This window comes from Bradyrhizobium sp. IC3123 (genome assembly GCF_020193625.1).
Lineage (GTDB): Bacteria > Pseudomonadota > Alphaproteobacteria > Rhizobiales > Xanthobacteraceae > Bradyrhizobium > Bradyrhizobium yuanmingense.
Genome location: NZ_JADYVF010000016.1, coordinates 60,874 through 82,412, shown reverse-complemented (window position 1 = coordinate 82,412; position 21,539 = coordinate 60,874). Strand labels below are relative to the sequence as shown.

The 21,539-nt window shown below is 56.1% G+C and carries 15 protein-coding genes; 9 read left to right on the top strand and 6 right to left on the bottom strand.

Going from position 1 to position 21,539, the window contains the following annotated elements:
* Positions 1 to 198 precede the first annotated feature (198 nt).
* Positions 199 to 2,769, top strand: coding sequence for a hypothetical protein (locus tag I6F20_RS32885; RefSeq protein WP_225129922.1), 2,571 nt, complete (start codon positions 199 to 201; stop codon positions 2,767 to 2,769).
* Between the two features lie 103 nt (positions 2,770 to 2,872).
* Here I6F20_RS32885 and I6F20_RS38065 read toward each other — a convergent pair whose 3' ends face one another.
* The 4 genes from I6F20_RS38065 to I6F20_RS32855 all read right to left on the bottom strand — a co-directional run bounded on the left by I6F20_RS38065 (position 2,873) and on the right by I6F20_RS32855 (position 7,530).
* Positions 2,873 to 4,174: a glycine-rich domain-containing protein gene (locus I6F20_RS38065; protein WP_275945416.1), complete on the bottom strand. Its 1,302-nt coding sequence runs from the start codon at positions 4,172 to 4,174 to the stop codon at positions 2,873 to 2,875.
* A 1,084-nt stretch (positions 4,175 to 5,258) separates the two neighbouring features.
* Positions 5,259 to 5,720 (bottom strand): hypothetical protein, encoded by a 462-nt coding sequence (locus tag I6F20_RS32865; RefSeq protein ID WP_225129916.1) that lies wholly within the window; start codon positions 5,718 to 5,720, stop codon positions 5,259 to 5,261.
* Positions 5,717 to 6,958 (bottom strand): recombinase family protein, encoded by a 1,242-nt coding sequence (locus tag I6F20_RS32860; RefSeq protein ID WP_249787972.1) that lies wholly within the window; start codon positions 6,956 to 6,958, stop codon positions 5,717 to 5,719. Before I6F20_RS32860 ends, I6F20_RS32865 begins: the two co-directional genes overlap by 4 nt.
* Positions 6,959 to 7,092: 134 nt before the next feature.
* Complete coding sequence (locus tag I6F20_RS32855; protein ID WP_225129913.1) at positions 7,093 to 7,530, bottom strand: DUF2924 domain-containing protein; 438 nt, start codon at positions 7,528 to 7,530, stop codon at positions 7,093 to 7,095.
* Positions 7,531 to 7,889: 359 nt separating this feature from the next.
* Here I6F20_RS32855 and I6F20_RS32850 point away from each other — a divergent pair, with 359 nt between their 5' ends.
* The 4 genes from I6F20_RS32850 to I6F20_RS32835 all read left to right on the top strand — a co-directional run bounded on the left by I6F20_RS32850 (position 7,890) and on the right by I6F20_RS32835 (position 10,698).
* Entirely contained in the window at positions 7,890 to 8,741 is an 852-nt protein-coding gene (locus I6F20_RS32850) for a hypothetical protein (protein ID WP_225129911.1), read from the top strand.
* Positions 8,742 to 8,832: 91 nt separating this feature from the next.
* A complete protein-coding gene (locus I6F20_RS32845; RefSeq protein ID WP_225129909.1) occupies positions 8,833 to 9,054 on the top strand; it encodes a helix-turn-helix transcriptional regulator in 222 nt (73 codons plus the stop codon).
* Positions 9,055 to 9,262: 208 nt separating this feature from the next.
* Positions 9,263 to 10,120, top strand: coding sequence for a helix-turn-helix domain-containing protein (locus I6F20_RS32840; RefSeq protein ID WP_225129907.1), 858 nt, complete (start codon positions 9,263 to 9,265; stop codon positions 10,118 to 10,120).
* Positions 10,121 to 10,491: 371 nt separating this feature from the next.
* A complete protein-coding gene (locus I6F20_RS32835) occupies positions 10,492 to 10,698 on the top strand; it encodes a hypothetical protein (RefSeq protein ID WP_225129905.1) in 207 nt (68 codons plus the stop codon).
* Positions 10,699 to 10,768: 70 nt separating this feature from the next.
* Here I6F20_RS32835 and I6F20_RS32830 read toward each other — a convergent pair whose 3' ends face one another.
* The gene (locus I6F20_RS32830; protein WP_346277039.1) at positions 10,769 to 11,662 is read right to left on the bottom strand and encodes a 3'-5' exonuclease; all 894 of its coding nucleotides are present in this window, start codon (positions 11,660 to 11,662) and stop codon (positions 10,769 to 10,771) included.
* A 42-nt stretch (positions 11,663 to 11,704) separates the two neighbouring features.
* On the opposite strand from I6F20_RS32830, the gene I6F20_RS32825 reads away from it, so the two are divergent.
* From I6F20_RS32825 to I6F20_RS32810, 4 genes are all read left to right on the top strand, one after another.
* Positions 11,705 to 13,687 (top strand): DUF2075 domain-containing protein, encoded by a 1,983-nt coding sequence (locus I6F20_RS32825; RefSeq protein WP_225129901.1) that lies wholly within the window; start codon positions 11,705 to 11,707, stop codon positions 13,685 to 13,687.
* A 291-nt stretch (positions 13,688 to 13,978) separates the two neighbouring features.
* Complete coding sequence (locus I6F20_RS32820) at positions 13,979 to 15,319, top strand: DUF6361 family protein (RefSeq protein WP_225129900.1); 1,341 nt, start codon at positions 13,979 to 13,981, stop codon at positions 15,317 to 15,319.
* Between the two features lie 287 nt (positions 15,320 to 15,606).
* Positions 15,607 to 17,253, top strand: coding sequence for a phospholipase D-like domain-containing protein (locus I6F20_RS32815; RefSeq protein WP_225129898.1), 1,647 nt, complete (start codon positions 15,607 to 15,609; stop codon positions 17,251 to 17,253).
* A complete protein-coding gene (locus I6F20_RS32810) occupies positions 17,254 to 20,310 on the top strand; it encodes a DEAD/DEAH box helicase (RefSeq protein ID WP_225129896.1) in 3,057 nt (1,018 codons plus the stop codon).
* A 166-nt stretch (positions 20,311 to 20,476) separates the two neighbouring features.
* Here the strand turns inward: I6F20_RS32810 and I6F20_RS38255 are convergent, their stop codons facing one another.
* Positions 20,477 to 21,349, bottom strand: coding sequence for an HNH endonuclease (locus I6F20_RS38255; RefSeq protein ID WP_225129894.1), 873 nt, complete (start codon positions 21,347 to 21,349; stop codon positions 20,477 to 20,479).
* Positions 21,350 to 21,539 lie beyond the last annotated feature (190 nt).

The following is a 21,539-nucleotide window of genomic DNA, read 5'->3' as shown; positions in this document are numbered from 1 at the left end:
CCGGCACCCCAAGACCGGCCCGATCTGAAGGGTGGGCTGTCGTTGGTCGTTACTGTAAAGCGCGTTGATCATGCCTCCGAACACCGGGCAATCGTCCATTTAGGTTTTAGACGAGCAGGTTGCGGAATCCCTGCGATTCCATTTTGCATAGCTCCTGCCGCTGCTTCAATCTGCGTTGGATCGGAGTTTTGTGATTCGATGGAAGAGCCAGAAAACGAACAGCCGCAGGGGTTTGCCCGAGCCCGACCGATCAGAGTTGCGTTCTTAATTTCGAGTCACCCGCATACTCAACTCATCATAGACGCAATTTTTGCAGAATCCGTTTCGAGATGGGGTGGACGCTACAGCCTCATTTGCCCTTGCGTCGATGGCTACCCACAGCCCGCGTATCTGCGTTGGCTTAAGGTCTTCGATCCCGACATCGTTTACTCTTTCACTGATCTGGCAGATCAAAGTCTGTATCGGCTGCGTGAAGAGCTTGGACCAGCGTATATTACGCGGCATCGCGAGCCGTCCAAGAATCCCCCAACCGCACACGATTTCCGAGTCGAGCTGCCGATCAAGGTGCTGTCGTCGCTTTCAACGACGCTTCAATACGCTCGTGCATTTCCCGCATCCGCACCACAGCCGTTACATATCGTCGATTATCTGCCGGGTCAGCCTAACGACCGGTTTGTCGATGACAACTTTGGTTCATTGTACGGAAGCCATGGCATGTGGCCAATGCCTTCTAACCTAGCGGATGCCTTCCGGCCCGTCGCCTTGGCTTCAGCCGAAGTTCGTGCCAACCGTATGGCGGCAAACTACAACGGTGAGACGGTTTCTGATCCTTGTTCGTTGCTGCAGTTCATGGCCGCTAATCGCAATACGTACGGGCTCTCGCAACTAAGTGCTGACGCGACGCCCCGTATTGAAGTGCGTAGCGGTTCTGAGTCTGCCTTTACCATTGTTGTAGGGGATACTGCCGACGACCGGATTGCATTCTGGAATCTCCGCAGTCGAGTGGCCATTCATATCGGAATCGGAATATGTAGCCTGATTGCGCCGGTCTCCCTCCTTGAACAGGATGCGTTTTTCGCCGCTCTAATTGAGCTTCTAAAGGCCAGAAACGTCGTTTGGCGCAGTTCGGGGCCGCCTTTGGTTGAATTGGTCTCTACAAGCGTTTCTCAGGAGAGACTTGGCGAACTGCAGAACCGGTTTATTGCAAGAGATAGGTGGAACGCTTATCGCGTTGGCCGCGCGATTACTTTGGACAGCATCGTTCCATCTGACGAGGTGTTGTCGTATGCCCGCCAGCTAGTGAGCGGCGGCTTTCTCGAAAACAAACCCGAATGGAAAGAGTTTTCTGCAGCCGAGCGTCAGGTCAAGCCCCCACAGGTAGTGCCGAAGCATCTCAACCACATTCAGGTCGAGAGCTTCGCTACTACGGGTTCTTGGGCCGTCGATGTCAGCTTGGAGAGACGGGAAAGCCACTCTCGCTATTCAAACGTTCGACATAACTGGCATTTTCCCCGCCGTCTCCCTCTGCACGGCGCCTTCTTGCATTCCTACGAGAGTAGTCACAGTGGCCGGGAATGGCGCTGGACGAGAGCAAACGCGCAGGGATCGCTCGTCCTGTTCGCTGGCTTGAACGAAGCTCTTCCCGTCATAACAATTCCGAACGACGAGATCGCGTTCCGCCGCGCAATGCAGCGAGGCAACGAGTGGCCACCGCTCCATCGGCTTTCAGCGCCCATCACTCCGACTGGACCGTTCGCTTGGTCGCAGCCGTCCGACAAGGGACGGTACTTGATGGGCGCGCTTCGAATGTTCGGCGGTCTTCAAAATGCTGGCGCTATCCTCCTGCACAATTATTGGCGCTCAGTCTTCGAAGAACTGGGAGGGGCTGTTGGTCGGGCGCGTAGAGAGCAAATCAAAGACGCCATTAAGAAGAAGATCCGAGCCGTAAGGACGCAGCCAAGCAATTGGGATGATGCGACTTGGGAGAGGTTAACTGCATTAGTGACGAGAGAAGCCTACCAAGTGCGCGTGCCACAGGGAGCCTTGTCATACGGAGAGCTACTAAAGAGACACGATCCTTACCTGGTAAAGGAAGAAGCTATTCTGAGAGACAATAAGGTAGAGGATCCCGCTGATTGGATGAATCGGGCGAGAAATTCGCTAAGAGCTGCAGTCCAGGATCGATGCGCTCAAAGGGTTTTGTTTCAGGGTTATGAGTGGCGATGTGATACGTGCTTCGCCACGAACTGGAATGACATTTCCTCCCTCGGACCAGAGCTTTCATGCTCGATTTGTGGAGCGAACGAAAAGGCATTCGTAGACAAGCCATGGAGTTTCCGTCTTAACGGTTTCTTACAAGACGCTTTGAGAGAGCACGGCTTACTTGCGGTCGTGTGGTGCCTCATCGAGCTTGAAAAGCGAGCGCGCGACACATTTTTCTACTTGGGCCCTCACAATCTGTGGAAAGAATACCCTGATAACGAACAGACACGTCACGATCACGAAGCTGATCTAATTTGCATTCTGGACGGACGCGTTCATCTCTGTGAAGTGAAAAGCTCGGCGCGCGAAATTGCTTTGGAATCACTAGTTGAGGTAGCGCGGCGCCTCCGTCCAGACGTCGTTACGCTAGCGGTGATGGAAGAAATGTCTGCGCGTCTCTCGGCTAAAGCCGAAGAATTGAGAGTGGCGATTGCGGATCCGACCATAGAGGTTCAGTTGCTCTCGATGACGGCTGACGACGAATGGAACGATGCGTACCTTCCCTAGATTTACAGCTCCAACGTTTTGCTTCGCGTCACCGCTGCCTATTGCTAAGGGAAGCCCCGGTCTGCTTCAGGCTGAAATTTAGTCTTCCCTCCTGCCATACGCGTCAGGAGTTTTGTGTAGGAAGGCGTATCTCAATTGGGAAGTCGGCGATCACGTTCAGGCCCGCTCTTACCTGCACGTGCCAAACCCCTCCTTGAGAACCTACAAGCTCCAATCCCGCAACGAACCGCGACCGCTTGATTAGACCGCCCTCAACCGTGATGATTTGGCTCTGTTGAGTCACTAGAAAGCCATCCGGGCGCAAGATGACCAGAGTTAGTTCAAGGTTGCTGCCCGCCGGTGAAATGGTCCCCGTGTCGATTTCGACATAGATCGGCAGCAATTGTCGAAACGGGACTGTAGTCACCTGTATCCAATCCCAACCTCCTTCCACAATTGTCCATAGTCCATCCCGCACCCGAATGAACTCGGCGGCGAGCATGCTTGTGACCCTCAAGCCCGCATCCAAATCCGACTGGTTTGGTACACGACGAGGAGGGGGGCAGTAGGGTGGTGCTCCCACCTTGCCGCCCTTGGCCTTGATCTGGCGAAGGACTGTGCCGTCCTCTGCACAAAGGTTGACAATGGTATCTTCACCGGGACCGCCTTTGCCTCCTTCTCCAACGTGAAACTGAAGATGGTGGACCCCGGCGAGTTCTTCGGGGCCAAACGTTGCCTTGACGTATTCGCCTCCGCCTCCGCCTTCGCCCCCTATAGCGTCCTCGCCGATGGTGCCGGCTCCCCCACCACCCGCACCGGGTGCTTTCCCCGGACTGCCGTCGAGAAGGATCATGTCCCCTCCAGGGCCGCCATGTCCTCCCGATGCATTGCCGCCGATTGCGCCCCCACCACCACCTCCGGCGCCAGGAGCCGAACCTCCGAGACCGCCTAGGTGATGGACGTGTGCTCCTTCGGGCTCCATGTCCAAAAATTGCTCGCGAACGCCCCCCATGGCAGGCGTATCAAGAATTGTCGTAACGCGCTCCAAGTGAAAGAGATCCAAGAGGGTTTCACCTGCGACCGCCCTGAGCTGCTCGCGCTCACCGAGTCTGAGTTCCTGATTGGTGACGAATGCGATGCCCTTGGCCCCTGTGCGCTGCGCCCCCGCGAGATCACCCTCAAACTTTGACAGGATGTCCGAAAACCGTTGGGCGCCGCGCGGAAAGTAGACGGCCATCGCAAAGAGAACGCCGCCCTTGGTCGCCACCGCATCCTTGCCACCATCGGGGCCTCCCAGAGGATGACTTGGGTCCAACGAGGAGAAGCCTTCATGAATTAGAATTTGTGCTGCCAGCCGTTCGGATGGCGCTTGACCCTTCGTCCATTCGATCAATCGGTGCCATGTCTCGTCGTAACGGTTGCGCATCAAATCATCCCCCAAAGTCAAGCCGGTGCTGCCTTGCTGAAATACAGAACGCCCCACCAAACGGCATTCCTTCGTTGCGCTAGTGCAGTTTTGTCAAAGGCCAAGCTGTTAGACGGCTCTATCACCCGCTGTACCTGCCCGCGCCTCACTGCATTGGGATTCTTGGAGCCGCGGCGTTATTACAACGCTGCACTGGTCTGCGACTAACCTGATATCTAGTAGTTGTTAATACTTAAGCGAATCTCTCGACAAGATGATGAGTCGCCGCGCAGCTAGCGGAAAATAACACGATTGTTGGAGAAGGGTGAATGGGACAAGTTGCTGACTACAGGGCGGAAGGGCCTGTCGAGTGTCAGAAACCACTGGGAGCAGCAGGCGGCCTCCGATCAATCAATGCCAAAAAAGACGAGACCAATCAGCGTCGGAGGCAAAAGAGGTTCTCACTTTCGCAGATGACTGTCGCTTCTTCGAACTTCCGGATGCAAGAGTGCGCCTCAGGCTCTCGAAAGGCTGGAGTCTCACACAAGCGTTTGAGTTGGACCCGCCCCTCCTCGGCATTGTGATCCGTGGACGCACTTTCCGGTCGATAGCAAGTGCTGCGCAGGCTCACGGAATTTCCGCCGATGTTGCGCGTCACAGAGCTCGGGCAGGTTGGACACCAGAACAGATCGTCGGAGTTGCTCCGCCTCTGATGCTCGCTTCCATCCAGTTACAGTGCAGCGCATCACTTATGAATGAGCTGGCATAGCAGGCGCGATCTCCGAGCAGCCTAAACGGCCGCACGCTCAGTAGCCTCCCTCGAACTCTGTTCCGTCACCGGATCGGCAACGCCGGTCTTAGCGGACTCTCCTCGATGTCGCTGGTTACGTACGACAATGGACGCATCGGCACGCTCGCTAACAGCCTGTTGCAAAATACAAATTGTTGCTACAAAAGAGACTGATGCGGGCGAAAATTCGTTTGTCATTCAATGCTTTTGCCGGCGGTTCGCGGTTCCCATCCAACTGTACTTAATCCGGCACGTTCCATAACGTTCGATCAGCGAATCGGCCCGCGCAAAACCGCTTCCATCTTGGAAGAGGTTTTAGCGGCTTCCGGCTTTCCGAGCGGATGCGCTGATCAGGGCCTGCTGCTGGTCCCACTCAGGTGGGATGGATTTCAACAGCTGCGCCAGCTCGAGACCGTCCGGCTGCAGCCCGTTCAAGATCGCTTCGGTGATGGCCGGCGAGAGGAGAGTGAGCCGAAGCACACGGCAAAGATAAGACTCGTTGATCTTCTCGGCCTTGGCGAGTTCTCGCACCGAGCTAAACAAGTTCGATTCAAGCATGTGGCGCCAGCGATGGGCGCGGACCACAGCTTTGATCAACGTGTTGTCGACCTGGGGCTTCGGCGGTGACCAGGTGTCCACACTCGCAGGCGTGACGACGCGTTTGCGACCACCCTGCCGCCGGAATGAAATCGGGATGCTCACGACCATGGTTCGGCCGTCGCGGCCGAGCTTCGGTCGACCGATAGGGCCGAGGGTGAGGGTGGTCGGTCGATTCATTCGGCGACCTGCTGGAAGGGCTGGGGCTGCAATTCGGAGGAGAGCGAGGTCAGGCCCTGGACCTTCAAGGTGATGTCCAGCCGTTCGGCATGAATGTGGATGCGTTCGACCAGCAACTGAACAATGCGGGCCTGTTCGGCCGGAAATAACTCATCCCAGAGTTCGTCAAAGCCGACCAGCGCGCTTCGGACTTCGCTTTCGCTGACCTCAGTGGCCTGCTTTCGCAGCGCGCGCCAGGTCTGGACGATGATCTCAGGGGTTTGCAGTAGCCGGCGGACTTGGTCGATGATGATGCGCTCGAGCTCCGCCGCGGGCACCAGCTTGACCGGGCAGTCTGATCTACCCTGCTTCATAGCAGTCTGGCTGATATAGTAGCGATAAAGGCGGCCCGATTTTCGCGTGTGGGTCGGCGACATCGCCGCGCCATCCGGGCCGAACAGCAGACCTTTCAATAGAGCTGGTGTTTGCGCCCGACTGTTGTTGGCGCGCTTGCGGGGACTTTCCTTCAGAATGCTGTGCGCTTGATCCCAGAGTTTCTGATCGATGATGGCCTCGTGTTCGCCCGGGTAGCAGGTGCCCTTGTGAACGGCCTCGCCGAGATAAACACGGTTACGGAGGATCCTGTACAGCAGGGTCTTGTCTAGGAGGTGACCGTACCGTGTGCGCTCGTTGGCAGCGATAAGTTCGCGGGCCAGAAGGGTCGCAGACTTAAGCTGCACGAAGCGCCGGAAAATGGCCCTAACCCGCTCGGCATCGCCCTGGTGAACCAGCAATTTGCGATCCCGGACTTCGTAGCCGAGTGGCGTCCAGCCGCCCATCCATTTGCCGCGCTTGCGAGAGGCTGCGACCTTGTCGCGGATTCGCTCACCAATCAGCTCGCGCTCGAATTGGGCAAATGTCACCAAGATGTTCAGCGCCATGCGGCCCATGGCATCCTTGGTATTGAAAGATTGGGTGACCGAGACAAACGTCACGCCATGGCGTTCGAACAATTCGACAAGGTTGAGGAAGTCCAGCATCGACCGCGAAAGCCGGTCGATCTTGTAGACGACAATGACATCGATCCTGCCGGCTTGGACGGCAGCCAGAAGGTGCTTCAGGGCCGGTCGCTCGAGGGTACCACCCGAGAATCCGCCATCATCGTAGCGATCGGAAACCGCCGTCCAGCCCTCCGCTCGCTGACTAACGATGTAAGCCTCACAAGATTCTCTCTGAGCGTCGAGCGAGTTGAAGTCCATGTCGAGGCCTTCCTCGCTCGACTTCCGGGTATACACCGCGCAGCGAACCTTACGAGTTGCGGAGCGGGGCGAGCCGGCTTGTTTAAAGGCGCTTGCGAATGGGCTAGCTGGGCGCTTTTGCGGTCGGCGGGAGGTCATTTGCCAACCGAATTCTTGAGGCCGAAGAAAACCCAGCCATTCCACTGGGTGCCGGTGATCTGGCGGGCAACTGAGGACAGAGACTTGTAGGGACGGCCGAGATATTCGAAATCGTCATGGCGAACGGTGACGCAGTGCTCCACGCCCTCCCATTCGCGGATCAGCTTGGTGCCGGCGACGGGGCGCAAAGGCGGTCTGGCCTTGCGGTCGGCCGGTTTCTCATATTGCTTGGCCATGGCTTTGAGCCGCTCGGTGGTTTCGCGGGACAGACCGCCATAGGCCAATTCCTGAATGCGATAGGCCAGCCGGCTCTCCAAGAAACGGCGGTTATAGGCAGGGGGCTCGGTATCGAAAAGCTCGCGCCAACGGGCCTTCAGAACGGGGGCGGAGGCGCCTTTCAGGGCCGCCAACTGCGATAAAACGCTCTCTTTCACGGGCTAACTTCCTGGGCTTTGCGAGCGACATCACCCCCAGATGGCCTGCCACAGTCGAGCAGAGATTTTGCTTCACCGCGCAATTTATGACTGGACTTCCGGGCCAAAAGCCGCACGAGGGCTGCCGCGAGGAGGGCAGCGACCTCTGGGAGTGTGTCGTCGTCTTGAGTAGTCATGCGCCGTTACTGGGCGCAGTCCTCTCGACGGTCCAACGGTTTCATATGAAACGGTAGAAGCCGGCATTGGATCGCAATTGGGCGTAGTCGATGAGGCATGCTTCTCTGGGGAATAGCCCTTGGCCCGATCTTTCACTCGATCCTTGGTGGGGCAAAACTGGGTGACTGATTCGGAGCCTGCCAATGCTGTTCGAAAAGCCAGATGCTCGAAGACGTGAGCAAGCGGAAGCTCAAGGTGCGGCAAGCTCTCTTGATGGGCTGACACTTGGCGAGGCGTTTCGCAAGCACGTGCTGGCGGACGAAGAAGTCGCCGACCTTGGTCGGAAGGTCTTGCCGACCAATCCGGCGGTGTTTTCGGAAGGCCAGTTTCCGGGGCCATTTGTTGACTTCCACTGGCCTCTGCACGCCACCGCGGAAACCATCGCCCACGCCTTCGTTCGTCAACCCATCGTCTTCTTGGGTGACCCATTGCCGAGCCCTTCCGATCAGGAGATCGCTGTTTCCCGCAGGCTCGCTGAACGGATTGATTCGTTTACAAGCCTCCTTGTGCGTCGCGATCTCATTGCCATCGGCACGGTGGCAGCTACTGGTTTGGAGGCTCCAATCGGGAGGGGCCAGTGGACGCGATCGGACCTCCTGATAGACGTACAGAATAGCGCCGTTTGCGAGATGCGAAATCATCGTCCTATGGCCGTTTGGACAGGAGTCTGGCTTCAGCTCCCAGATCAGCAGGCGGTGATCACTGAAAGGGCCGTTGCGGAACCAAAGTCCGATGAGCCGACGAGGGCACGAAAACAGATTCAGACCAAAGAGAAATCCCGTCGGGAATGCGTAGCTTGGCTGTCGGCCATGATGTCCGATTCAGCAATCGAGCCAATGTCTAACGATCAGCTCTGGAGCGAGGCGGAAACCAGGTGGCCAGGATCGCTCAGCGCGCGAGAGTTTGTACGATGCCGGGCGAACGCTCTGAGTAGCTTGAGCGAAGAACAGCGGTACCTATGGGAGCGTCCAGGCCCCCGGCGTAAGCGATCGTAGATCGATTCGCCGCACTTCGAGATCGCGTCGGCTATTTTCCGTTCCTGAACGTAGTCAGTCTTACTGCATCGAAAACCAATGCAGTGCTGACATGCCCTTTGAAAGCTCACCTCGAGACCCAGACGCCCTGCTTAGAGAGCAGGAGGCCGCAGATCTGCTGTGCCTGTCTATTCGCACGCTCCAGTCCTGGCGCATTCGCGCAGCCGGTCCTCCATTCGTTCAAGTCGGCCGCGCCGTGCGCTACCGCCGCCGTGATCTCATCACGTGGATCGATGCCAATACGTTTGGTCGCCGGACGGAGTTCCGGTCGTGAAAACTCCACCGTTCGACATACATCGGGATTGCTACGCCCAAGACCCGATTGAATATTCGGTTTATTCAGGCCGTGTGCGACTTGGGCGCCTCGTTCGCTCGGGAGAGCGAGAGTATCAGGCGTTCGATCGGGACGATAAGGCCTTAGGAGTTTTTCGCAAGCAGAAGCAAGCTCTACATGCGATTTACGCGGCCGCGGATGCCCACCAATGAGTTGGCAAGCTACCGCCTGGGCGTTGCGTCAGAAGGTCGAGCCGCCCGCACGCAAGCTGTTGCTTCTCGTCTTAGCAACCTATGCCGACAAGCATGGCATCTGTTGGCCGTCTCAGGAGACGCTGGCCGAAGATACAGGTATGTCGCTCGATACGATTCAGCGTCATACAAAGAAGTTGAAGAATGAGGAATTTCTGACCATCGCGCGCCCACCAAAGCGCCGTGGGCAATGGCAAACGTTCGTTTATCAATTAAGCATGTCCGCTCGCGAGGGAATGCCCCACAATTTGGGCGCTCGGAACGAGGCTCGACCGCTCCATGCCGATATCAGTGCTCCGCGAAGCAGCCGAGCTGCGGCCAGCCCAAAGTTTGCTCACGCGCAGGGTGTCGAGAGGCGTGGCACTGGAGGGAGTGTCATCGAAGCGGCTGATCGACTCGTCGAAAGGCTTCGCTCGTTTGATGCTGGTCCGGGCGGCGCTTTGATCGACCACCAGGCCGCATTTGACCGCAGTAGCGCATCAGTTTGCGGCACGGCCAGGCCGCATCTGGAACGTCTGCCAGGCCGCACAGCTATGCGGCTTAAACCTTCAATAGAACCTTCAAAAGAACCGTCAGCCTTGCCAACAACGAATGATGCGCAGGCAAGACTGCAGGCTTTCCGGGCTAACCAAGAACCAACTGAAGTCATTCAGAACCGGATAGCTCGCCGATTAGGACCAGAGGGTTGGTTAGTGCTGGGTGAGCTGAGCAATTCGGAAAGGGAGCGCCTCACCGCGTTGGAGCGACGTCACGAGCTCGACGACGAGACCTTGAATCATGTCGTTCTATGCGCGCGCTCTTCGTCTCCACGGTGAAGCGGGCCTTGCGAGGGGGGAGGGCCAAAAGTCTAGCAGCAGACCTCCCGGACCGGTCTTCCTGGTTCGCACGCAAAAAGTTCAGAAATAAAAACAAAAAGCCCACTTTGACTAAACAGGAGATTGGAGCCGAAAAGTCTTAGCCCGGTGAAGAAAGGACGCTGCGCTGCAATCATGGGCGATTTTGCGGGATGTTTGCAGCGCCGGCACTGCCCTCAGAGCGGTCATAATGTTAGTGGCAGAAGCAAGCTGACGGTTGAGCCTGCTACCGCCCCCATGAGCAACGGCGACGTTGCGGCATCTGCCACGATTTCGCCTCTGACTGGTCAGCTAATTCCCAGGGTCAGGAGCGATTCGCGCGAGGCGTCGAGGTGGCTGATTTGAAGCTCTGGAATGGGCTGACGCGGCGGGAGCAGCGAATAGTCGTCAAGCTTTTCGGCGGCGGGTCGACACAGAATGACAGTCCCAATGAGACAGTCAACTTAGCGCAGCTGGGCCTCATCACCGAAGACGGACTAACCAGCGCCGGGGTCGAGGTATTCATTGCTGCGTTCAAGGCCCAACGTGAAGCACGCTAGTCAGAATCGATGCGGTAGAGCTGGGGCCGTTACCGGATTTGCAGGGCCGGGCAGCAGTTCCACTATTCCTTTATATGCGGGTCGAAAATCTGTTCATCGCGCTCAAGGTCTGAATTCTTGGATCGACATCCTGCAGATAAATGGTCGTTCTCAGGAATTCGATTTCTGCTACTTGGAGAGCGTCGTCGACGTCGATGTACCAAGATCTCGGCCTTCCATCTGTGCCGTCGCTCCATCGATAACCTCGCCTTTTCAACGTGTCCTTAAGTTCGAAGGGCGATTGCTCTGCCCATATCCGAACTGTCTTGCGCCGAGCACGTTCGAGGAGAATGGCGAAAGCCGACCGAACCTGGTTTGGGATGTCTGTGGCCAAGATTTCAATCAAGGCGCGGCAATCGTCGATTGCGCGATGGGCTTGGTGAAAGAGGCCCACTCCGGCCAATAAGTAGCCCAGGCGCGATCCGTCAAATCCGTGCCTACGCCATTCGATTTCCGTCGCAGAGCATGCCCAGGGCTTCCGCTCAAAAAAGGGCCAATAGCGTTCGGCAAATTTCCGGTCAAAATTTGCATTGTGGGCGACGATGATCACAGCGTCTGAGACGAACGCCGAAACCGCGTCCGGATCGATCCGGTGGCCCAGAACTATTTCGTCCGTAATGCCCGTGAGCTCGGTGATCTCAGCAGGGATGGGATTCTGAGGCTCGTTGAATGATGAAAAGACGTCGGTGATTCGTGCAATCCTGTCATCTGGCAGATAGTCGAATTTCACCATCGCCAGCTCGATGATTTCGTCTTGTTCTGTATTCAGGCCGGTGGTTTCAACATCAAGCAAGATACCTTTCTTTGTTGTCTGCCCATCGCATGGGACGAATTCTGTCCGGGGCGTGAGCCGGCGAAGGACCCGATAGTCCGGGGACTTCGATAATATGTCGGCCATTGCTATTAGATTGATCTCGTTCGACATCATAGAATCAACCAAAAATCAGGCGGAAGCGCGCGAAACACAATGAATGGTGCCTTTTATTCTAGCTCGATCCAAGAGCTTGTCGATCTAGCCCCAGACGCTATTCTGGGACGTCTCGCCAAGCAGAATCCCTTTGCACTAGATGCGCTGCAGCGCAACGCGTGGCTGAGCCAGATCGAGCTCGCGCGGGCTCAATTTGGTGGGCTCGATGGTTGGATTGCATTTGAGTTTGCGATCCCGCGCATGGGCAAGCGTGCCGACGTGGTGGTGACTACGGCGGGAATCGTTTTCGTCGTCGAATTCAAAGTGGGCTCGGATCAGTTCGATGCGGCAGCCCTCGATCAAGTTGTCGACTATGCCCTCGACCTCAAGAACTTCCATGCTGGGAGCCATGATCGGCGAATCGTACCGATCGTTGTGGCGACGATGGCGGCGAATCCATCGGTTGAGCTCGCATGGCAAAATGACGGCGTCGCAAGCCCGGTCAAATCGAATGGGGATAATCTGCGAGAGATCCTCGGGCGTGTCGTGCGTGAGATACCAAAGCAGGCTGACTTGGATGGCGCTCAGTGGTCGCGGAGTGGCTACAAGCCCACGCCCACAATCATTGAAGCCGCGCAGGCGCTCTACCAGGGCCATCGGGTCGAAGATATTACGCGCTCCGACGCCGGAGCTAAAAATCTAAGTCAGACGGCAGCATGCCTTGCTGACATCATAGAGGATGCCAAGGCCCACCGACGCAAGGCGATCTGCTTTGTCACGGGAGTGCCGGGTGCAGGCAAGACCTTGGCAGGCCTCAATCTCGTGACACTTCGGACGAAGGCTCACGAGGAAGAGCATGCCGTCTTCCTGTCCGGCAACGGCCCCTTGGTGGAGGTGCTGCGCGAGGCACTCGCACGGGACGAACACGCGCAATTAAAGGAGCGCGGCGAGAAGAGTAAGAAGTCCGACGCGCTCCGGAAAGTCAAAAGCTTCGTTCAGAACATTATGCACTTCCGCGACAGCAACCTCGTCACCTCTGAGCCTCCGATCGAGCGGGTTGCGGTGTTCGACGAGGCGCAGCGGGCATGGGACGCCAAGCATCTGTCAAATTTTATGAGTCAGAAGAAGGGGCAGACAAATTTCCAGATGTCGGAACCTGAGTTTCTCATCAGCGTCATGGACAGGCACGACGGCTGGTGCACAATCATATGTCTCATAGGCGGAGGACAGGAGATAAACGCCGGTGAAGCGGGCCTAACCGAATGGTTTTCCGCGCTCCAGCGAAGTTTTCGGGACTGGAAAGTCTATACGTCGGAACAACTAGCTCATCGAGACTACCATTGGGGGCAAGATCTGCCGGCACTTCTCGTAGGGCTTGAGAGCCAATCTCTGCCCGCGCTTCATTTGGCGGTCTCTGTGCGATCGTTTCGTGCCGAAAAGCTCTCTGCGTTCGTTGGCGCTCTCGTCGCTGGGCAGGCCAAAGAGGCTAAAGCGCTTTACCAGGCGATTAAGGAGACCTATCCGATCGTGCTGACGCGAGAGCTCGGCCACGCTCGGCAATGGCTCCGAGATCGTGGGCGGGGTTCGGAACGCATTGGTCTGGTGGCCTCGTCGGGCGCATCGCGCCTGAAGCCTGAGGGAATCAACGTTCACGAAAAGATCGAAGCAACGACATGGTTCTTGAACGGAAAAGATGATGTTCGCTCGTCCTACTATATGGAGGATCTTGCAACCGAGTTTGATATTCAGGGCCTCGAGCTCGATTGGGCGGGGGTGTGCTGGGATGCTGATTTTCGGTCGGTCGATGGCAGGTGGCAGTTCTATCGGTTTTCCGGCACGCGATGGCAGAACGTCAATGACGACAACCGCAAGATCTATCTGACCAACGCTTACCGTGTGCTGCTGACCCGCGCACGACAGGGGATGGTGATCTACATCCCGAGAGGGGATTCGATTGACGCCACCCGTCCACCAGCCTTCTACGACGGGACGGCCGAGTTCTTAACGGCGTGCGGGTTGCCGCTGCTTGACCGAGCAAACTGAGCAGAGTGAAAGTCGGTCGCTGGCCGATTTCCTCCATAACATCTCATTTGCGAACTTTACCTCTGGAAGCGCCATCACAATAGATCAAATGCGCCCAGTCTTCCGGCCCCTCAATCTCTCTATACGAGATCTAGGCAGATTGTATTGCGTAACGCGATTGCTTCCCACGATGTTAAAAACCGACTAGTTGGTTTGGAGCCTCCCATCTGAAAAAATTAATCAAAAGTCCAGTGGACTAGGGATTCGCGTTTGCTACGGTGCAGCCTATAGTTGATTCATTGGGCAGATGTCGTGACCTGGCTTGGCTGGACTAGTATTTCAGACGAAGAGATCCGAGCGGCTGAACGAGCTGCCGATCTGGACGAGCAGGATGTTCGAGACGAACTAGGTTTATCATTCTTGCACTTCCTATACGCCGATCGGTTCTTTCCTGGCACATCTACGCAGATGACGAAGCTTCGCTACGTGCTTTTTGTAGCGGCCGCATACGAGCGCCTACGGCAGGAAGCGCGGGACGGTGCACCAGACGAGCTCCTACCCGGCTTAGAATGGGATATCGCGGTGCAACTCAAGGAGGCTGTCGAAAATGCTGGTCAGTCGCTGACTCGATCAGGGGTGATCGGTTGGACAGTCGTCGATCGCAGCTCTCGATCGGGACGTGGCAAAGTACCGAAGGTCCTGCCGAGCATGTCCTATTTTACCGCACTCGCGCATTGGCAGATCTTCGACAGAAGGGATCGTTGGCCAGTCCGGCCCGTTATGCATGCGGATTGGAAGATATATACCAGACGAACGCTGCGCGGCGGCGATGTTGAGAACGAGCGACGAAATTTGTTCTGCTCCGAGCTCGAGGAGAAATGGCAAGAAGGTCTTCAATCCACCCACAGTTTGAAAGACCTTGGTGAGCTAGGCAGGCCGCTTGGATTTGATCTAGATCGCTGGGAAGTCGATTTTCTTCGCGAGCGCATGTCTTCAGTTGTTCGGCCGGGTTCTAATGCTCCGGCACTTCTAGCCCGGGTAGCGAATTCGAAATCTGGCCTTTTAGGTCTTGTGCGCGCTCCGAATTTCTGGGAAGCGGATTTCGAACGCTTAGTAAGCGATGACGATGCGGAAGCCAAAGCATTGGTCCGTGCCAAGGCAACGTCCGCTCTAATGCATGTATGTAACGCGGCTTACGTTGTCTTGGTAGCCCGACGGTGCCGGGATCGGGACAAAGTCTCTCGCGCGAAGGAGGTGGTCGATCGCGCAGAAGCAGCTCTATCTCAGTTACGTTCCGGCTATGAAGCAAAGTTGGTAGCTGAGCTCCAGCCGGAGACCGTGCTTATGGACCGAGAAGCGAGCGGGCCTGTTCGAGCAGGGAATCTCTTCAAGTTCTTAGAAGAAGCAAAACAGTGGATGAAATCTGGGAAGGATATTCGGCATTTGGAACATTCGTTCGCAGTCAGAGAGGCTCAGGCTAAGGGAGCTTCGCTTAGGGCGAGACTTTGCGAAGCAAAGGACCTGCGGTCAGAATGGATCGCCCGTCGGATCAAAGATGTCGACAGTGATCGACCTTTGACTCGGCCACCAGACTTTAGATGGGGAATAGCCAGCTCTCTATTGAGTGAACTCACCGTGAAGCCAACTAAATGACGACTCGCCCGCATCATGCGCTTATTGAATCGTTGAGGCCGCAACCGGGGCAATTCGTTCGGTCCGTAGTTGTTTGCAGCTTCTCCCTGGACTCGATTGCTCTCTTAGCCTTACTCAGGGGGCTTTCCGGCCTCCGAATAGACTCAACGGATACATCTGACGCAGACGATCTACGCGCCGCTCTTACGTTAGCTGGCAGAACCGTTGTTCTTTGTCAGAACGGAAGGATGAGGCCTCCGCGACGGCCCGGCCAAGCGCGATGCCTGTCACCGCTTGAAAGGTGCATCGTGCATGTGGCACGCCATGAACGAAACTCTTCATTTCATCCGAAGATTGTTCTGGTCGGATATGAAGAGCGTTCAAAGCGCCTGGGGTCTTCGTGGCGGCTGTGGATCGGCAGTCGGAATTTGAGCCGCAGCCGCGACGCAGACTTTGGTATACTCCTGGAGGGTTCGACGGAGCTGAAGCCCTCGCGGCAGAAGATTCCTTCCCTTGGAGCCGCCCTGTTCGAGATCTTCTCTGCAGCACAGTCCAACATCGAAGAGGTATTGGCGAACTCAGTCACGCGAAATGGCGTAGCTGTTAGGGAGCTGTCCGAGCAACTCAAATATTTAGCGTCAGCAATCTATTGGGATGCTTCTCCCGGCGTAGTTGTCGAAACCATCGCTGCGAGCGGTGATCCCGTACGGGGCTTTATTCCCAACAACTGGTTTGCGTTGCCGACTGAAACGGAGCTTAAAGATTTGTGGTTGGTTTCCCCGTTTGTGAATGATGGAATTCAGATCATTCTCGACAAGTGCGCATTACATCCGTCGCGCACCGTGCTGGTATCAACCCAAGAGTCGCTTCAGGCATCGTCCGAGAGGGTGCGCTCCAAGGTAAATGCTCGCGCCGCATTTTTTGCGTCATCACAGCAAGGATCGAGCGCCCCGCCGTTGGAATCCGATAACGACTATGCTGGGGTAACAGGAGATGATTTAGATGCAGCTACACAGCCATCGGACTATCAACCATCGGGCTTGCATGCAAAGATCGTCCTTGCCCGGAGGAAGAAAGGGCGAGCCACTCTCTGGCTCGGAAGCGCAAACCTTACCGGCCGCGGACTGTCTGGGCGCAATGCCGAGATCATGATCAGGTTATCCATTCCTTCTGCTATGGGAGACCGTCTCGCCTCCGAGCTTCGGGGGATGAGCCGCTGTTTCGAATCGGAAGACGTCGATCTTTCAGAGACGTTGGAGCGCTCGCGTCTCCTAGAGGCAACTCGTTCTGAGATGGCGGCTACGCTGAAGACCATTCTATCTTACGACGGAACGAGTGTTCAGTTGACGTTATCAGACTGGCGCGTCGATTTGGTTCGACCAGATTTGTCTGTTGAGGTGACGCCCCTTACACGGCTTGCTGAATTTAAGAGCGTCGGTCCCAGCCAGCTTACTGCGGAGTGGAGTGGCGTTCGAGCGGATGAATTCACAGAATTCGTCTGTTGGAAGGTCTCTGATAACTCACACTTGCCAGCCGCTCCGATTTCTTGGGTGCAACGAGCGGAAGTCAAACTTCCGCAGGGGCTAACGCTGGACAAAATGCGCGAAAGGAGTGAAACGGCCCTGTTGCGTCGGTTAGGATTCCAAGAGCTATGTGAATTGATCTCAGCAGAACTTGCGGGCCTTCCTGTTACGCTAAGGCGACACAATTCCAAGAAGCGCTCGAGTAACGTTTCAGGTGACAGCCTGTCAATCGCGCCCTCCTTACGCCTGGAGGAATTGCTTCGCCATCGGATCCGAAATCGTGATGGTTGGCGTTTCGAATTCATCCAAAAGGTTAATTCAGTGTTGGCCTCTTGGGAAAACGACGATGCTGCCATCTCTGCCGCGCAGATAGCTCAGCTACGTGCGTTATGGGAACCGTTCGCGGTGGCGTTTGGCACGCAGGCAATTTGAATGTTGCAGGCATTTCAAGAAGAGACCGTTTCTGTTGCGATTTCTGCCCTTACGCAAAAGAGAGGAGCCCGCCGCTTCTTGGTGGCAGATGAAGTAGGGCTCGGCAAAACTGTAATCGCGGCATCGATTGCACACCGACTGGCTCAGCAAGCTCTCCATGAAGGAAAGTCGTTCTGCGTTGTTTATTTCGGAAGCAATCTGCAGCTTGTAGCGCAGAACAAGACAAGGTTTTTGCCAGCCGCCGAACATCCTCTTGCGCGTCAGACTCGGGCCCTTGACTCCCAAACAAATAGAATATCCCTGGCTTGGCAATGGCAGCCGACCGAGAAACTTCGGCTGGCGCTGTTTACTCCGTCGACGTCGCTGCCAGATATGGAAGCGTCCTCGTTCGGTACGGGGACCAAGCTGGAGCGCGCGACTGCGGCCGCATGGGCGCGCTTCTCAATGGGCCGAACTCTTGATCGGGAGGTAAGGGTATTCCTTGCAGGCGGAGCGCGTCGACCCGGCCCCGCCGCATCCCGAGTCAAACTCGACGAGTTCGATCAACTCGTCCTTGCGACTGCAAGAAAAATTCAAAGTGACATCCGGCAGTCCAAGTCGATGATCATGCGAATGTCTCGGACTTTCCTATCGTCACTCGCAGAGTCACTCAAGATCGAAGGGAGAATCCGCGGTCGAAGCTTGCGGAAGGAAATTCGAGCCAGGTTGGAATCGTCAAACCGCAACTCGGGTGCGCGCCTTGCCTGCCTGGCTGACATCAGGAAGGCTCTTCGGGTGGCTTTATGCAGGGCTACGTTGGAAAGAGGGGTCCTTAAGCCGGATCTGATCATTTTGGATGAATTTCAAAACTATCCGCAGCTATTGAATAAAGTGAATGATGCGTCGCTGGCGAAAAGCGTCTTTTCAGATGCGGCCGTGTTGATGTTGTCCGCGACACCCTTTGCCTGGCATCGCGGCGGCGATGCGACAGCGCCACTGCATAAGATCGTCGAATTTCTTACCAAGGATGCCAGCGAAGCAAATTGCATTCGCAACTCAGCCGCCGCGTTCCGAAACGCGATACTTCGCAATGAGGATGAGCGCAGCCGTGCAACGTGGCTGAAATCGGTTCAGCTTGCCAGAGACAAATTGGAAGGTAAGTTGAGGCCGATCCTCGAGCGGACAGAGCGTTGGGATGACGAGTTGATGGCGGCGCCAATCGTAGCCAGGCCTCATCCGTTGCCGATTCCTGCTGACCTTGTGATTTTCGATGATTTGGCGAGAAGGTTGCAGAGCGCTCGGAGTCATCAACTGCGAGCGAAAGGGGTAGCCCACGCGACGCCGCTTTGGATGTCACTGCCCTACCCGACCCAAACTCTTCCGGCCGGCTATGTCGTCAGCCGCGCGCTCGCCCAGGCTCAAATCAAGCGAACGGCAGCACCTAACCTTAGGCGTCCCGTTGATGGACATTCGCCGAGGAGGCAGGAGCAGGCACTAAATCACCCAAAGCTTCGGTGCTTCTTGAGCGAAGTATCGCCTGAGAAGGTGCTGGCATTGCCTTGGGTAGCGCCATCGCTACCTTGGTGGCGCCTTGCCGGTGAATGGCGCGAAGCCGAAGACCGCGAACCAAAGTCTATTGTCTTTGCGAGATATCGGGCAACCCCGCCAGCTATTAGCGGCCTCGTGAGCTTTGCAATCGAACGCGCGACAGGATCGAAGTTCGTTAAATGGTCCGATATCCCGCGGCGCCCGAGGTTCATTGGTCGGAAGGGCAATAGGAATGATGAGCTTCGTTCGTTGTTTCATCCTTGGATGTCGCTAGCTATGATTTTTGATCCTCTCGGGGTGGAAAAGCGCACGAGCGAGGAAATTCTTGACGTCTTTGTCAAGCAAGCTCGGAGTCGGTTTCGATTGACAAGGAAGTCATCCGCGCATGAGTCGGTTATGCAGAAATTGAGGAGGTACGAGTTACAGCATGTGAACGAAGGCGAGTCGCGACTGGTGTTGCCGGCACGTCTCGGACTTCGGAAGGGAAGCGACTCAGAGCGAGTTGCGAAATTGGCTCTCGCTGGACCGGGGACAGTGCTTGTCCGGGCACTTTATCGGCATTACGGGCCTGAAACGAAGAAGCACTTGTCCGCAATAGGGGAGCTGAGTTGGAACGCCCTCAGGCCCTATCTCGGCAGAAGATACTTTGATGGTGCACTTGCTCGTCACAACGTCAGAGGCTTCCGATCGAGATCAGCTGCGGATCGCGACAGCCTTCTAGATGCCATCGTGGCTGGCAATTTTGAGGCTGTTCTTGACGAACACATAGCGACCTTTCGACTACTGAACTCCACGAAATCTGGATTGCTGGATGTCCTAGCACACCTCAAAGAAGCATTGACCGTAAGCGACGGTGCTTTGGCCCTACATGAAAACACTACTAAGAAGCGTAGAATAGTCGGTCGGCTTCGCGCGCATGCTGCGCTTGCGTTCGCAGGACAAGAGGCTGCTAAAAGTGGGACGCTTCGCCCTAACCAGCTCCAGGCGGCATTTAACTCGCCGTTTTGGCCGCATGTGTTGACGACTACGTCCGTTGGGCAGGAGGGACTGGATTTTCATGTGTGGTGCAGCCGCGTCGTTCACTGGGACCCCCCGTCCGATCCGATATCCCTTGAGCAAAGAGAAGGTCGAGTAGCAAGGTTCGCATCTTTGTCAGTGCGAAGAGCGCTGGCGCGAATGTACGAGGAAGCTGCTCTCTCGCGCGCGGAGGGAGAGAGTTTTAGAAGCCCATGGAGCAGGATCATCGAAATTGCGAAGGGTTACGCAAAGGATCGGCAAGGTAATGCGCCGGGACTACGGCCGTGGTGGGTGATGAAGAATGGTCAATACACGCGCGTCGTGCTAGCGCCCCTACATAGTGCCGAAACGATACGCTTCGACGACTTGACCGAAGAGCTGGCACTGTATCGGCTGGCATTTGGCCAGCCCGATCCTCATCAGTTTGTTAAGAAGCTCGCTGGGAAGCTCACGTTGCCTGAAATTCGTGCGCTCGCCGTCGATATCTCTAGTCTCCGGTTACGGAGAGGCTAACCAACGGCTGGGCAAAGTGCCTCACGCTTTGGACAAGCTATTCCGAATGAGTCATTGCCCTAGTTTCCTCCATAACATGTGATACGCGAGCGTTCGTCGTGAGTGGGAGCCGGCGGCTAGGCGCCTTGGACCTTGGCGAGGGCAGCCATCTTTGCGGTTAATGCATTCAATGGGCTGGTATGAGAGCGTCGATTGGTCTGCACTCTCCGCCGCGGTGGATCATCGCATGGCAGTTCGCACAAACGATTGCAAGTTCGTTCAGTTTGATCGGCCGTCCTTCAGCAGGAGCTTCGCTCAGTGGCTTTAAGTGATGGACATGCGCAAACTCCTTGCCAAGCTCCCCGTAAGTTGCCTTGAAGTCGAAGCCGCAGCGCGGTACCTCACATTTTAAAAGGCCCTTGTTTTCCCAGAGAGCTGCCTGGATCTTCTTTGCGCGTACAGAGGCTTCGCGTCTGCGATGAAGAATGTACCTTCTGCGCTCCTCGCCCTCGAAACCTTGAATTTCTGGATCGTCCGCATCGGTTGAGCTAGCTGGCAAAGCACCACGGGTCACAATGCAATTGCCGCTTGTCACATCGTAGGAAGTGACAGCCCAAGGTACGGGATCAAGACGTCGTTTCTCGACCGCCGATGATTCCGCTTCAGCGTCCAAATGATCGCGCTTCTCGCCTTCTAAGATAATCGCGCGTACTGGCAGCCCATCGCGATATGCAATCCGCAGATTGTCATCGAGCTCATTCGCGCGCTTCTTCCATTGTGCAGCGCCTCTGCCGCCAAACCGCCCGTCGCGCAGGCGAATATTTTGGTCATGTACGATGTTCTCTCCGGCAATCGTGAGGTCTTCGTGGAAGAATAGTGCAACGACCACCTTGTCCGGCTGACGGAAGGACCAGTTATAGCAGTACTTTGGGTTGATAGCCGGGTTGGAGCCCTTGAAATCGCTCCATTCGCTCACATCCACGCCTGCCTCTTTGACCAAGTCGATTACCAGGGGTTTCGCTATCGGTTTAAGGGCGGCAAGGTCAATTATGGTGCTCACGAAAACATCCTTGGGATAAAGCGTTAAGTAGTCACACCCTTATGCCAAGATTCAACCGCTACTGCCAAGGTCACTCGCAAGCCAAACTTCACAGTGCACGCGGCTCTGTCCCGGCTCTCATTGCCCTCCACATCATTCCGATAGAGTCTTGGCGCTTGTAGTAGAGCTTGTTGTCCGATTGATGCGGTGC

Excerpts from the sequence above, each read along its gene's own strand:
- I6F20_RS32885 (WP_225129922.1), top strand. The coding sequence starts at position 199 with ATGGAAGAGCCAGAAAACGAACAGCCGCAGGGGTTTGCCCGAGCCCGA.
- I6F20_RS32850 (WP_225129911.1), top strand. The coding sequence starts at position 7,890 with ATGCTGTTCGAAAAGCCAGATGCTCGAAGACGTGAGCAAGCGGAAGCT.
- I6F20_RS32860 (WP_249787972.1), bottom strand. The coding sequence starts at position 6,958 with ATGGACTTCAACTCGCTCGACGCTCAGAGAGAATCTTGTGAGGCTTAC.
- I6F20_RS32840 (WP_225129907.1), top strand. The coding sequence starts at position 9,263 with ATGAGTTGGCAAGCTACCGCCTGGGCGTTGCGTCAGAAGGTCGAGCCG.
- I6F20_RS32830 (WP_346277039.1), bottom strand. The coding sequence starts at position 11,662 with ATGTCGAACGAGATCAATCTAATAGCAATGGCCGACATATTATCGAAG.
- I6F20_RS38065 (WP_275945416.1), bottom strand. The coding sequence starts at position 4,174 with ATGCGCAACCGTTACGACGAGACATGGCACCGATTGATCGAATGGACG.
- I6F20_RS32865 (WP_225129916.1), bottom strand. The coding sequence starts at position 5,720 with ATGAATCGACCGACCACCCTCACCCTCGGCCCTATCGGTCGACCGAAG.
- I6F20_RS32845 (WP_225129909.1), top strand. The coding sequence starts at position 8,833 with ATGCCCTTTGAAAGCTCACCTCGAGACCCAGACGCCCTGCTTAGAGAG.
- I6F20_RS32825 (WP_225129901.1), top strand. The coding sequence starts at position 11,705 with ATGAATGGTGCCTTTTATTCTAGCTCGATCCAAGAGCTTGTCGATCTA.
- I6F20_RS32810 (WP_225129896.1), top strand. The coding sequence starts at position 17,254 with ATGTTGCAGGCATTTCAAGAAGAGACCGTTTCTGTTGCGATTTCTGCC.